Below are 12801 nucleotides of genomic sequence, written 5' to 3'. Positions count from 1 at the left end.
GATCCTTACTGTCCTTCCTGCTCCATTATCACCTGCTCAATCCCCAGCACAATCAGCTTCAGGCCAAACTCAAACGCCCGGTCGGTCCCCATCAGCTCGAACAGCCCGGTCGTAAACATCCTCCGGAACAGCCCCGCGTCCTTCTCACTCATAGAATCCAGAAGGTGAAGCATTTCCTCACCCGGGAGCGCTTCCTGATCTTTAATCATAGCGGAGATATTACGCTCATGCTGATAACGGTCCAGTACAAAAAAGAAAACATAATTCATAAGCGTAGTGGCTACCTGCATTTTCTGTTCCGGCTCAAGCGGTGTCTCTTCCACACAGAGCAGCATCCGGTTCGTAAACCGGATAATATCCGGCTCATGCGGCAATGTCATCATCATGAGCTGTGTAGAGCAGGGATACCGGCTAAGCACGTTTCGTACGGTTACTGCAAGTCCGGTCAGCTGCGCTTTCCAATCCCCCTCAGCATGGAATCCCTCCAGAATGATTTTGGATATTTGATTGGCCAGGCCCTGATAAAGATTCTGTTTGCTCTTGAAGTACCAGTAAAGAGAGGGAGCCTGAATCCCCACTCTGTCCGCAAGCCGTCTCATGCTGAATTTCTCAATGCCCTCTTCTCCAAGAAGCTCCCATGAAGCTTCCAAAATCCGCTCCTCCGAAATCTGAGGCTGCTGCTTTTTCATCCTAATCCGCCCTTTTATCTAACAGTGTAAGTTTATGCTTTACAAGTTCCTAAACCCATGATATCATCTAACACTGTAAGGTTCAATCTAACACCGTTAGATAAGCGTTTATTAAACCAGAAAGAAGTGATTGAAATGGATGCAGAAAACCTCCATTATTTCGAGAAAGCCCCTGTTGCCAAAGCCGTAGCACACTTCGCCGTCCCCATGATGCTGGGTATGTCAATGAGTGTCATCTACTCCATCCTGAATGCCTATTTTATCGGAACACTCCACAATACTGCGATGTTAACTGCACTTGCGCTAACCTTGCCGTTATTCGCAATTATTATGGCGCTGGGGAACTTTATCGGCATGGGCAGCGGTACCTTCATTTCCCGTTTGCTCGGTGAGAAGAAATACGATGACGTAAAGCATGTATCCTCATTCGCTTTTTACAGCAGCCTGGCACTCGGTTTGATCGTCATTGCTGTTGGCCTCCCGTTCATCGATTCCATTGTGAATAGCCTTGGAGCAACGCCTGATTCCTTCGGTTTTACTAAGGATTATGTCACCGTTATGCTGATCGGTTCACCCTTCCTCGTATTATGCTTCACGCTGGAGAATATTGTACGCTCTGAAGGTTCAGCTGTTAAGTCAATGGTTGGCATGATTCTCAGCGTTGCTGTGAATATCATCCTCGATGCGCTGGTCATCTTCGTGTTCCACTGGGATGTTATCGGCGTTGCGTCAGCCACAGTCGTCTCCAACCTCGTTGCGAGTGTCTATTACGCCTTCCATATGGGGTATAAAAGCCAATTTTTAACGGTTTCCGTACGGTGGTTCAAGGCCAGCAAAGAAATTGTCGGCAATGTTGTTAAAATCGGAGTTCCCGTCTTCATTATGAGTATCTTCATGGGCGCAATGTCGCTGATCTTCAACCACTATCTTGTGGAATATGGCGATACCGCCGTAGCCGCTTACGGTATTTCATCCCGTTTATTGCAGTTTCCCGAGTTCATTATTATGGGCTTATGTGAGGGAGTCGTGCCGCTTATCGCTTTCTCCTTTACAGCCAACAGATTGCGGATGAAGCAAACCATCGGATTCACGGTCAAAACGATTGTGGCACTAGCTGTCGCTTTCGGTCTTATCGTCTATCTGATTTCCGACCATTTAATCGGCTTGTTTACGAATGATCCGCAGTTAATTGAAATGGGCAGCTATATCCTGCATGTGACCTTCTTATCATTGTTCATTTCAGGCACGACGGCGTTGTTTACGGGGATCTTCCAGGCAACAGCGCAAGGGACCGCCGCATTTATTATGTCAATTATTCAAGGCGCTACGCTGATCCCTGTGCTCTACGTCGCCAACCGGATGAACGGTTTTCACGGGGTGGTCTGGTCACTGGTCATTGCGGATGCTGCTGCATTCCTCGTCGGTGCCGGGATGCTGTATATTCTGCGGAACAAATTACAACCGGATCTGGAGAGCCTGGCGCAGTGAACATCATTATTTCTGGTAAAAGAAAGCCGTTCTCAGCCGGCTGATGGCGAAAACGGGCTTCTTCATTTTTAAGTTCAAACGGTATGGTCCAGCTTCTTGGTAAGCAGGATCTCGAGCGGCTGCGAATCAAGGATTAAACAGCCTGCGTCTTTATAGCCAAGCTTTCTGTAAAAATGCTGGGCTTCTTCGTCAGCCTGGGTGGATGTCATCACCATATCAAACCCCTTTTGCTTCATCTGCTCCTCCCAGAAGTGAACAACTTCAGCTCCTGTACCCTTGCCCCGATGGGGTTCATCTATCCAGATCAGGTTCATGAACGGGATGTTGTCCCAGAAGTATCCATACCGCATCCATCCGATATTCGCTCCGTCCCCGTCCCGCAGGATATAGATTTCCTTCCGCTCTATTTTACCGGATATAAGATTCTCAGGAATATGCCGGTCACGGCTGCTTATGTATTCATAGTCAGAATCGTCTGCAAAAGCGATGTGCATGATGTTCCCTCCAGATAAAAGATTTGGAACGATTATACCTCTTTTCTATCAATCAGAGTCTATAAATAACAGATATAATTAATCTCTACTGCCGTTATCACAGCATAAAACAGCCCATCATCCAGACAGGCTGCCTTAATCTTCAGATTCAATCCGTTATGTCCTCTTGGTAACCCTTCTCTTCCGATCTATATAAGAGCTATCACAGTTCCACCCAGCGCACCTGTCAACACTACGATCCAAGGCGGCAGCTTCCAATAAACCAGCATACTGAATAATATCGAAGCAAAAGCAAAGTCAGCAGGAGCCAGGATGGAGCTGGTCCAAATCGGCTGATAGAAGGCTGAGATTAATATACCTACTACTGCAGCGTTCACACCCATTAAAGCTCCTTTTGCTTTTGGATTCCGGCGCAGTCCATCCCAGAAAGGAAGGGTTCCCAGAATCAATAAAAAAGCTGGCAGGAAAATAGCTGCTGTCGCGAGCAGGCCTCCGGCCCATCCGTTCATCACAGCACCCAGATAGGAGGCAAAAGTAAACAATGGCCCCGGAACAGCCTGAGCCGCCCCGTATCCTGCGAGAAAGGCCTCTTTACTCACCCAGCCTGAGGCTACGAATTCCCGTTCAAGCAGCGGCAGGACGACATGTCCCCCGCCAAACACAAGCGCACCGGAACGGTAAAAGCTGTCAAACACTGCAATCCAGCGAATGGAGGTCATTTCTCTCAGCACCGGAAGAAGCAGCAGCAATCCAAAAAGTAAAGCTAAACATAACGCAGCCAGGCTGCGCTTAACCGGAAAACTGATTCTGCTGTCTGCCTCTGCTTCGTGCCGGCTATAGATCAGGAAACCCAGTATTGCTGATAAAAGAATCATTCCGACCTGGGAAAAGGCGGTCTGCCATAATAATGTAATGACCAGTGCCAATAATGCGATGGCTTTTCTTTTTAAATCGGGAGTCAGCTTTTGGGCCATGCCGATAATTGCGTGTGCTACAACGGCGACAGCCACCAATTTCAAGCCATGAATCCAGCCTGCGTTACTTACATCGAGGCCCTGAAGGATCAATGCAAATAGGATTAAGGCCACTACAGAAGGTAATGTAAAACCAAGGAATGAGACAATCCCGCCCGGTACCCCGGCCCGCATAATCCCCATGCCAATCCCAACCTGACTGCTGGCCGGCCCGGGTAAAAATTGGCACAGCGCCACCAGGTCAGCGTAATTTTTTTCGTCCATCCATTTTCTTTTGCGGATATATTCATCATGAAAATAACCAAGATGGGCTATGGGACCGCCAAATGAGGTGAAGCCCAATCTGCCTGATACCATCAAAATTTCGAGCAGCGTCTTGAATAATCCCTGCTCCGGCTGTACCCGCTTATCCACTTCAATCACCTCTGTATGTTATCGAAAGCCTAGATAGAATGTTACCTTCTTACAGCCGTTCCCACAACAAATTGACTGAAAAATGACATTCCACTAACAGTGCTTTTACACTTGCAGCAAAAAAGACCGTCATATAGACGGCCTTTAATACAGCTATACACTATAACGTTAAACTCTCTGCAGCAGCCAGGCCACCGCCTCTTCCTCATTGCCGAATGTCCTGAAGCTGCTCCCCTTGTTCAGCTCGGAGAGCAGCTCCTTGAATCTGCCCTTGCCTGCCTGCCCGCTGCCAATGACCGCCGCACCTCTCACTCTGTAATTCATGAATTTCTGCAGTAGCGTGCCAGCCAGCCCGGTCCGCAGATTATAGAATTCCTCCGGTAGCGCCGCTTCATGGAGCAAAACTTTATATACATCATGCTCCATGCAGGCGCCGATCAGATCCAGAATATCCTGCTCTGTATTTAGCATACTGTCAGCCGGGCGTACTTCGAGGTACTGCTGTCCCTCACGGGTAATCACTTCAACCTTCATTTGCTTCACTCCATCCCCATTCTCATTAGTAAGGGCCCTGCGGACCTCTCCAATCCATTGCAATTCACTCGTATGCGCCGACAGCTTGTTCGCCTGAATCAGCTTCCAGAGCATAGCTTCCCGCGGGCTCCGCCCGGGCGCATACTGCCCTTTGGCTGCGCGTCCCTGTTCCAGGTGGATAAGGCTCTTAATCTCCTGCTCATAAGCATCCAGCATGCCAAGAATTTCTGCAGTTTCCAGCTGATCGCTCCAGGCGAGCTGAATAAGGAAGGTGTTTCTGGCTTCGGGCTGCTCCGGTGCCGACAGAACCCAGCGCTTCAGCTCAGCCCTTCCTTCGGGGGTTATGGTGTACATTTTCTTGGAGGGCGAGCTCTCCTGATGCTGCACCTCACTCGTCACATATTCTTCCTTCAAAAGCTCAACCAGCGCTTTATAAATCTGGTTGTTATTCCCTGACCAGTACATGAAGGAAGAATCCTGAATGATCTTCTTCATGTCGTACCCGGTCAGGGACTGGCTGCTTAGCAGTCCCAAAATGGCATAATTGATGGACATCCCTTTCGCTCCAATCCGAATAACCTATGTTAATAGTAACATAGGTTATTCTCATCATACAAACAAAAAAAATAAGCCATGCGCCGGAAACGGCACATGGCTGTTCATTATCCAATGAAGGGCAGGCGGATATCATACCACCCGCTTACCCCGCATTGTCCATATTCATTACTCCCTGCAGCGACCACTGTACCGTCGGATTTAAGACCGACAGTATGGGTACAGCCGGCGGCTACGGCTACAATATCGCGCCAGCCGCTTACCTCGCATTCGCCGTACTTATTCCAGCCTGTAGCCGTTACTGTACCGTCCGCTTTCAGGCCGACAGTATGATGGCTCCCCGCCGCAATCGCTGTAATCCCTCGCCAGCTGCTTACTTCGCATTGGCGTTCCTTGTTGCGGCCCGCGGCTACCACCGTACCGACCGCCTCCAGCGCCGCGGTATGCAGATAACCGGCGGCTACAGCCACAATACTGCGCCAGCCGCTTACCCCGCATTGGCCATACCGGTTATTCCCTGCAGCAATAACCCTGCCGTCTGATCGCAGTCCGGCTGAATGCCAGTCACCGGCGGCTGCCGCTACGATATTCCGCCAGCCGCCCACCTCGCACTCGCCATCCTGATTCCGGCCCGCGGCTACTGCAGTGCCGTCCGCTTTCAGGCCGATTGTCCTGCGCCAGCCTGCTGCCACCGCCACAATATCGCGCCAGCCGCTTACCTCGCATTGGCCGTGCTTATTCCAGCCTGCTGCAGCCACTGTGCCATCTGCTCTGAGACCGATGGTGTGGGCGTTGCCGGTATGCGCATTGCCGGCGGCTACTGCGACAATACCGCTCCAATCGTCCACATTGCATTGGCCGTATTTATTATCCCCTGCAGCCATTACCGTACCGTCTGCCTTCAGGCCGGCCGTGTGACGGTATCCCGCTGCCAGGGAAGGCAAGACTTGCTTTACAATCATTAATCCCGCTCCTTCATCATGGTCAGATGCTGCCCATTAACAAGCTCATCTTCATTAAACCATAAGAAAGGACCGGCCCGATACCAGTACATATGCAAGTATACGTATTGATAATAAACTATATAAAGAGATAGAACTCACGGATGAGCCCCAAGTTATCAAAGTGCAAACAAAAAGAGGATAGGATATACTTAAAGTCCATGATAGGGGGATAGAATTAATTGAATCAGACTGTCCAACAGATGATATAGATGCGATTCTATAAATAAAAAAAGGAACGGATTTTGTATGGCTGCGTTCGTGGTTGAATTGTTAGGTGAGAGTGGCTATTTCGCCATTATCTTAAGTTTGGTTTTAAATATATTAATAAGCATTTTTGCTTTCATCCCTAGTGTATTTCTCACAGGAGCTAACATCACTTTTTTCGGTTTTCTTAACGGAATGATTATTTCCTTTTTCGGAGAAGTGCTCGGTGCAATTGTCAGCTTTGTTCTTTATCGCAGGGGCTTTTTGTCCTTAATGCGGGGTATAAAAAATGAGAATAAATATTTAAAAAGACTTCAACAAACTTCTGGGCACCAAGCATTCTTTCTCATTCTCGCGTTAAGAATCCTCCCCTTTGTCCCATCAGGATTGGTTAATATTTCCAGTTCTATTAGTCGCGTTAGCTGGCTCACTTTTGGATCGGCAAGTATGCTTGGAAAGTTACCAGCCGTGATTATTGAAGCCTATTCAATTCAGCAATTGCTGATTCTCAGCAAAGAATACCTCAGTGTGGCTTTGATATTAGTTAGTACCGTACTTATTTTAATCCTTTTCACCGTTAGAAAAAGAAGACATAGGTAGCCAAATTTTTAACGGCATTCTTTGACCCCATATCTGCAAGATTTCCTTAAAACAAAAGAAAGCAGCCCTTGGCGGCTGCTTTCTTTCATCCTCGTTATTTCGCTTTCAACTCATCTCCTGTTACCCATTTATGATTTCTTACGGGCTCTCCGCCTGTTGTCGGGGTATAGTCAATCATGTATACAGTGGTTTGCTCACCTGTATCTACGGTTGCGGCAGCCCCCTTCATACTAGGCATATGATCAACGTCAAGCACCACTTCGGAGCCAGGTACATAAAGCTGGTCTTCAGCATCTTCTAATTCTTGCTGAATGACCCATTTATGATTGGTAACCGGATCTCCTCCCGTAGTCGGTGTATACGATACCGCGTAGACATTAGTATCATAAGCCCCTACAATGGTTGCGGCAGCCCCCTTCATCCCGGGCATGTGCCCCTCAGTAATGACGACTTGATCGCCGACCTTGTACTCCGGATTCGCTTCTTCCTTTAACCCTTCAGGTACTTCACTTGTCATATTCTCATGTTCCATCTCCGAATGATTCATGCTGGATGCAGCGTTATTGGGTGTGTTGGACGCTTCATTTCCGTTATTTGCGGTATTTCCACAGCCACTGATGACGACCACCAGCGCTGTAGCTAAAATGAACAAACCTTTTTTCATATAAATAACACTCCTTCATAGGTGAATTGTGAAATTTATGCAGACTAACGCGTATGCATTATCGTCTCCAGCGAATCAGATTTCATACCGTCTGCATAGAACGTAGACATTCCTCAATGCACTCCTGTAACTGTTCATGTATCATGAAACAACATTCTCCTTTCTGTCTTCGAATGAGGTGATGCTATCTTTCATTAACCTGAAAGTATGAAGATTTAATGTGGTTTTTGTGAAAAAAATGAGTTTCACAATCCGGCATTTATCAAACGTAAGCGAATCGTATCCCAAGACCCTGGCCGTCAAGGGATCGATTAAGGAACACGATTTCCCATTAACCGTGTAAATGTTATACATCGTGGCCATCATCTCTTCTTCGCTCATCGCTTGAGATGAAGAGCCGTGGCGCTGTGGCTGGAGGTTTCCTGCTCTTCCATTCATTCGTCCAAGAGGAGGGTCACATCAAACGAACAAATCGCACAGCAACTCTGTTAAATCGACATTATAATCCAAGATATGATTTGAGTATGGAGGCGATTTGTGAACAAAAACAAGTTTTTGAAGGTGCTGCACATGCGTTTTACTGGAAACCTAAACTGCGCATACCCGACATTTATGAAAATGAAGAGAACCAGCTGGCTTTTGGCCGATTTTTGAAGGCCGTGCTGCAGGCCTCTGACGAAAAGCAAATATTGACTGAGATCGTGAAACTGGATCAATACCATATAAAAAGCCTTGGTCCTGCGGTAGCTAATATCTTGTATTTTTTGCATCCTACACTTTTCCCCCCGTTCAACACAGCCATCGTGAATGGGTTTAACTCCCTGCTGGATCGTAAGATAAAGCTCGGCTCCTGGCCGGCTTACTTGGAGATGCGCGAGACATTGCTGGACATCAACACGGCTTACCGCTCATCCTTATCCAAGGACCTGGGCGCCATTTCTGGCTTGCTGTTTGAAATAGGAACCGGGCGCTTGATTGTTAGCGGGAATGCTGAGGCATTTCTTCAAGAGGAGGAAAAGAAACGGGAAAAGGGGCGGTATAAGCGGCATCTGGAGGTGCTGAATGATACTAACGAAGAAAGTGAACATTCCGAAATGCAGCTGTATTTGGCGAGACTGGGACGGTCCTTTGGGTACAACGTCTGGATCGCCCAGAACGATCATCAGAGACAGTGGCAGAACGAGACTTTAGGGCGGTATTCCCTGTCTGCTTTTCCAGCCATGGATCTCCCTAAATCTGTTACGGATACGATCGCTTTTATCGATGTTCTTTGGCTCAATGAACGTAATGAGATTGTTTCGGGGTTTGAAGTTGAGAAGAGCACCTCCATCTACTCCGGAATTCTCAGACTGCATGATTTATCATTATCCATAGGAAATGCAACGTCCAGGCTGTATCTAATTTGCCCGGATAGACGGGAAAAAGAAGTGCGAGCACAACTGCTTCGTCCTTCTTTGCAGCGAACGCAGTGCGGCCCTGTCTCATACATTCGTTTTTCGGATTTACGAAACGACTGTAACGCCATGTGCAAATATGGGAAATCGGTTGAAGCACTCGACCCCATTTCGAACATCTGTACTTGCTGAGTTATTGCTGAGGATTAATCGGATACATTTTAATCCTTTTTATACTTGTCCATTTCCGGCTTAAAACAGAAAACCCGCGCTGGGCGCAGGCTCTTTATAGAACTATATTTCTTGTCTTTCTGCATATTTCTGCGGCAAACCTCATAAAGAACGTTCCTTTAACCCTTTTAACCCTTTGTGGCTCCCGCCGCAATACCCTTGACGAAATATTTTTGCAGGGCGACGAACACAATCAGCACCGGCACAACCGACATCGCCGTTCCCGCAAAGATCATATCCCAGCGTGAGGAGAACTCTCCTATATAGCGGTATATTTCCACCACCATCGTCTTTGGCTCGCCAGAAGGCAGCACCAGCATTGGCATCAGGAAGTCATTCCAGATTCCCAGTCCGTTCAGCACCACCATACTGGCCGTAACCGGACCCATCAGCGGGAACACGATCCGCCAGAAGATCCCGTAGCGTGAGCAGCCGTCAATTTCCGCTGCTTCTTCAATTTCCTGCGGAATGCCTTTAACGAAGCTGGTGTAGAGCAGGCAGCCAAAGCCGACAGCACCGGCGACATAGACCAGAATCGGACCGGCCAGACTGCCGTACAAGCCGAACATTCTCAGCTCCTTGAACAGCGGAATCATGTAAGCCTGGAACGGAATCATCATCCCGGCCAGGAAATACAGGAACATGAACCTGGTCCAGCGCGCGTTTCGCCGCTCAATCGCATAGCCGGCCATCGGAATGATCAGCACCTGGGCCACGATGGACACCAGGGTCAGAATCAGGCTGTTCAGAATGGCGCGCGGAAAGTCCGTCTCGGTCAGCAGATATTTGAAGCTTTCCAGGTATAGCCCTTTAGGAAAGGCAATCGCGTCCCGCATGATTTCGGCGTTGCTTTTGAAGGCCGACATCAGATTGAAGAAGATCGGGAAAAAGAAAATGACAGCCAGCACCAGCGTAACAATGAACATTGAGATTTCAGCAAATCTTTTTTTCGTTTGAAGAGTCATGCTACATCTGCACCTCCCGTTTCCGGAGGAATTTCACTTGAATGACTGTAATCAGCATAATGATCAGGAACAGCACCATGGCCAGCGCCGTACCAAAGCCCTGCCGCAGCTCGCCAAAGCCGACTTTGTAAATAATATAGGTCAATGTCTCGGTCTCAAAGCCCGGACCTCCATCCGTCATGACCGCAATCTGGTCAAAAATCTTCAGCGCGCTGATCATCGACAGTACCATACATACCGTCATTGAACCGGCCAGCAGCGGGAAGGTGATGTGCCGGAACTGCTGGAAGCCGTTCGCCCCGTCAATGCTGGCCGCCTCATTCAGCTCAGGCGGAATGCCCTGCAGCCCGGCCAGATAAATAATCATGTAATAGCCCGCGCCTTTCCAGACCGTAGACAAAATAATCGAAAGCATGGCGTATTTCGGATTGCCCAGCCAGTCAACCACCCAGCTGCCCAGTCCGACTGCATCAAGAATCTGATTGAACACGCCGAAATTATAATTCAGGATCATTGCCCACACAAAGCCCATTACGATCCCGCTCAGCAGTGTCGGGAAATAAAAAATACTTCTGAACAGATTGCGGAACCAGCGGACCTTATCCACCAGAATCGCCATGGCAATCGCTGCGATATTTTCGAGTACCACCAGGCTGATGGTCATGACCAGCGTGTTTTTAAGTGCATTGTGTACGCGGGGGCTGTGCCAGATTTCCACAAAATTGGCGAACCCGATATACCGCATATCCTCACTTATACCATCCCATGAGGTGAAGCTGAGATAAATACTGCCTGCTGTCGGCACGATGACAAACAGCGTATAGATCAGAAAAGACGGCAAAATAAACATCAGCGCATAGGACTGCCACTGCTTCTTTTTCTTGGGCTTAAGCGCCGCAAGCGGCTTGTCTGTCTGTTGCAATGCTGTAGACATGGATGCTCTCCCTCCCGGAGATGCTCCCCGGAAAGAAGGTCTGGGCCCGCTCAATAGCAGGACTTCCCTCCCCCGGGCAGCTTTTCTTTTTTTACCTGTAATCCGGTGCTGCTTATTGCTGGTTCGCTTTCACCTGAGCGTCATATTCGGTGTCGGCCTGCTTCATGTAATCGGTGACGTTCTCGTCCTTCACGACCAGATCCTGCAGCAGCTTGTAGAACCAGTTGCGGAACTGCGGAGGAATCAGGTTATCGCCCCACCAGTTGTTGATTGCCAGCGATTTGGTGACATTCGGGTCGGCAATCAGATCAAGAGCCACCTGCATTTGTTCTCCGGTTTCATAAGTAACCTTCTCTTTGGTGGAAGGAATGGCGTTGATGCTGGCCAGATATTTGGCATATTGCTCAGGTGCAAAGAAGAAGCGGATAAAATCCTTGATCGCCTCTGTTTTGTCCGCATCCTTGGCAGCTTCAGCAGAAAGCGACCAGCCGGCCGGCGACGGCAGACCGATTACGTTCACTTTGCCTTCACGGTCAGGAATGGCATAGAAGCCGAATTCAAAGCTTGGATCTGCCTCCTGAATCTGCGTAAACATCCAGGTGCCGGAATAGAGCTGGGCCGCTTTGCCTGCTACGAGAATGGAAGCCGTCTGGTTATCCCCGGTGCTGAGCCAGCCTTTGTCCACATAGTTAGTGAACAGGTCCTTAAAGTCTGTCATTGCCTGTACAACATTGGCGTCCGTGAAGCTGACTGTCTTGGCCGTACGCTTGGAGTTCCAGTCCGGGTCCTTAGAATACACATCATCAATCAGGAATTTGTTCACCCAGAAGCCCATATGGAAAATATCCTTGCCGCCGACAACAAGCGGGGTGATGCCGCTGGCCTTCAGCTTCTCCTGGATCGCGAGAAACTCGTCATACGTTTTGGGAAGCTCGGTGATGCCGGCATCGGCATATGCTTTTTTACTGTAGATAATGCCTTGCGGCACGTTTACCGACATCGGAGCATTCCACACCTTACCGTCAACCTGCGGCGGATTGTCAAACAGCTCGGCCAGATCGGCAGGCAGCTCGACAATTTTGCCGGCATCTGCAAACACCTGGGTGTCACGGATTTCAACGAGATCCGGGAATTCGCCGACGGCATCCTTGGTTTTGAGCCAGTCCAGATAAGCCGCTGAAGAGGTTTCGCTGATGTCTTTGATTTTGACGTTAGGATTGGCTTCCATGAAAGCCTTGACGGCTTCTGCAATCGCCTCTTTGGTCGCCGGGTCGCCGGACGCATAGCCGATGGAGAACTGCACTTCTTTTTTGGCGTCCGTTGTTGCCGCTGGTGCATTAGTTGCTGCTGTGTTATTTCCGTTGTTAGCAGTATTTGAAGCGTTATTGTTACTTCCGCAAGCCGACAGAATGGCCGTTGCGGCCAGAAGGGTTGCAGACAATGCGGTTACTGATTTCTTATACATATGAACAAGACCCCCTATGAGACTGAAGATGGATTAAAGCCTGGGAAACAGCACCCGATGTGCGCATCATCTTAGAAAGCGTTTCCTTGTGATTACAGGATAGCATTCTGCACTCAAGGGTTGAATGCAGTTTTTTAAGCTCCGTATGCGGTAATTTTAATAAATCTCCATGATACAAAAAGAGGGAGATCC

Annotated in this window: 12 protein-coding genes; 3 read left to right on the top strand and 9 right to left on the bottom strand. The window is 48.7% G+C overall.

All coding sequences use genetic code 11. The features are described from left to right. Positions 1 to 5: 5 nt before the first annotated feature. On the bottom strand, positions 6 to 689 hold the full coding sequence (locus BLR64_RS07985) for a TetR/AcrR family transcriptional regulator (RefSeq protein ID WP_090713615.1): 684 nt from the start codon (positions 687 to 689) through the stop codon (positions 6 to 8). Between the two features lie 135 nt (positions 690 to 824). Between BLR64_RS07985 and BLR64_RS07980 the strand changes: the two genes are divergently transcribed. Then, entirely contained in the window at positions 825 to 2177 is a 1353-nt protein-coding gene (locus BLR64_RS07980; protein ID WP_090713614.1) for an MATE family efflux transporter, read from the top strand. Positions 2178 to 2251: 74 nt separating this feature from the next. Here BLR64_RS07980 and BLR64_RS07975 read toward each other — a convergent pair whose 3' ends face one another. From BLR64_RS07975 to BLR64_RS07960, 4 genes are all read right to left on the bottom strand, one after another. Next, complete coding sequence (locus tag BLR64_RS07975) at positions 2252 to 2671, bottom strand: GNAT family N-acetyltransferase (RefSeq protein WP_090713613.1); 420 nt, start codon at positions 2669 to 2671, stop codon at positions 2252 to 2254. 188 nt (positions 2672 to 2859) lie between these two features. Beyond that, on the bottom strand, positions 2860 to 4002 hold the full coding sequence (gene chrA / locus BLR64_RS07970; protein WP_208607151.1) for a chromate efflux transporter: 1143 nt from the start codon (positions 4000 to 4002) through the stop codon (positions 2860 to 2862). A gap of 225 nt (positions 4003 to 4227) precedes the next feature. Further along, positions 4228 to 5148 (bottom strand): PadR family transcriptional regulator, encoded by a 921-nt coding sequence (locus BLR64_RS07965; RefSeq protein WP_090713611.1) that lies wholly within the window; start codon positions 5146 to 5148, stop codon positions 4228 to 4230. Between the two features lie 107 nt (positions 5149 to 5255). Continuing rightward, a complete protein-coding gene (locus tag BLR64_RS07960) occupies positions 5256 to 6110 on the bottom strand; it encodes an RCC1 domain-containing protein (RefSeq protein ID WP_090713610.1) in 855 nt (284 codons plus the stop codon). A gap of 288 nt (positions 6111 to 6398) precedes the next feature. Between BLR64_RS07960 and BLR64_RS07955 the strand changes: the two genes are divergently transcribed. Further along, entirely contained in the window at positions 6399 to 6956 is a 558-nt protein-coding gene (locus BLR64_RS07955) for a TVP38/TMEM64 family protein (RefSeq protein WP_090713609.1), read from the top strand. A gap of 94 nt (positions 6957 to 7050) precedes the next feature. On the opposite strand, the gene BLR64_RS07950 is transcribed toward BLR64_RS07955, so the two are convergent. Next, positions 7051 to 7620: a YdhK family protein gene (locus tag BLR64_RS07950; RefSeq protein WP_090713608.1), complete on the bottom strand. Its 570-nt coding sequence runs from the start codon at positions 7618 to 7620 to the stop codon at positions 7051 to 7053. 407 nt (positions 7621 to 8027) lie between these two features. On the opposite strand from BLR64_RS07950, the gene BLR64_RS07940 reads away from it, so the two are divergent. Beyond that, positions 8028 to 9206: a hypothetical protein gene (locus BLR64_RS07940; RefSeq protein WP_090713606.1), complete on the top strand. Its 1179-nt coding sequence runs from the start codon at positions 8028 to 8030 to the stop codon at positions 9204 to 9206. A 167-nt stretch (positions 9207 to 9373) separates the two neighbouring features. Here BLR64_RS07940 and BLR64_RS07935 read toward each other — a convergent pair whose 3' ends face one another. The 3 genes from BLR64_RS07935 to BLR64_RS07925 form a co-directional block, all read right to left on the bottom strand. After that, the gene (locus BLR64_RS07935) at positions 9374 to 10210 is read right to left on the bottom strand and encodes a carbohydrate ABC transporter permease (RefSeq protein ID WP_090713605.1); all 837 of its coding nucleotides are present in this window, start codon (positions 10208 to 10210) and stop codon (positions 9374 to 9376) included. A 1-nt stretch (position 10211) separates the two neighbouring features. Beyond that, positions 10212 to 11144, bottom strand: coding sequence for a carbohydrate ABC transporter permease (locus BLR64_RS07930; protein WP_090713604.1), 933 nt, complete (start codon positions 11142 to 11144; stop codon positions 10212 to 10214). Positions 11145 to 11256: 112 nt separating this feature from the next. Beyond that, the gene (locus tag BLR64_RS07925) at positions 11257 to 12609 is read right to left on the bottom strand and encodes an ABC transporter substrate-binding protein (RefSeq protein ID WP_090713603.1); all 1353 of its coding nucleotides are present in this window, start codon (positions 12607 to 12609) and stop codon (positions 11257 to 11259) included. Positions 12610 to 12801 lie beyond the last annotated feature (192 nt).

The sequence above is a fragment of the Paenibacillus typhae genome (assembly GCF_900099765.1).
GTDB lineage: Bacteria > Bacillota > Bacilli > Paenibacillales > Paenibacillaceae > Paenibacillus_AQ > Paenibacillus_AQ typhae.
The sequence above is the reverse complement of the archived record's forward strand: the minus strand, read 5'-3'. Positions and strand labels throughout refer to the sequence as shown.

Excerpts from the sequence above, each read along its gene's own strand:
- BLR64_RS07980 (WP_090713614.1), top strand. The coding sequence starts at position 825 with ATGGATGCAGAAAACCTCCATTATTTCGAGAAAGCCCCTGTTGCCAAA.
- BLR64_RS07975 (WP_090713613.1), bottom strand. The coding sequence starts at position 2,671 with ATGCACATCGCTTTTGCAGACGATTCTGACTATGAATACATAAGCAGC.
- BLR64_RS07960 (WP_090713610.1), bottom strand. The coding sequence starts at position 6,110 with ATGATTGTAAAGCAAGTCTTGCCTTCCCTGGCAGCGGGATACCGTCAC.
- BLR64_RS07950 (WP_090713608.1), bottom strand. The coding sequence starts at position 7,620 with ATGAAAAAAGGTTTGTTCATTTTAGCTACAGCGCTGGTGGTCGTCATC.
- BLR64_RS07930 (WP_090713604.1), bottom strand. The coding sequence starts at position 11,144 with ATGTCTACAGCATTGCAACAGACAGACAAGCCGCTTGCGGCGCTTAAG.
- BLR64_RS07955 (WP_090713609.1), top strand. The coding sequence starts at position 6,399 with ATGGCTGCGTTCGTGGTTGAATTGTTAGGTGAGAGTGGCTATTTCGCC.
- chrA (WP_208607151.1), bottom strand. The coding sequence starts at position 4,002 with ATGGTATCAGGCAGATTGGGCTTCACCTCATTTGGCGGTCCCATAGCC.
- BLR64_RS07935 (WP_090713605.1), bottom strand. The coding sequence starts at position 10,210 with ATGACTCTTCAAACGAAAAAAAGATTTGCTGAAATCTCAATGTTCATT.
- BLR64_RS07985 (WP_090713615.1), bottom strand. The coding sequence starts at position 689 with ATGAAAAAGCAGCAGCCTCAGATTTCGGAGGAGCGGATTTTGGAAGCT.
- BLR64_RS07925 (WP_090713603.1), bottom strand. The coding sequence starts at position 12,609 with ATGTATAAGAAATCAGTAACCGCATTGTCTGCAACCCTTCTGGCCGCA.
- BLR64_RS07965 (WP_090713611.1), bottom strand. The coding sequence starts at position 5,148 with ATGTCCATCAATTATGCCATTTTGGGACTGCTAAGCAGCCAGTCCCTG.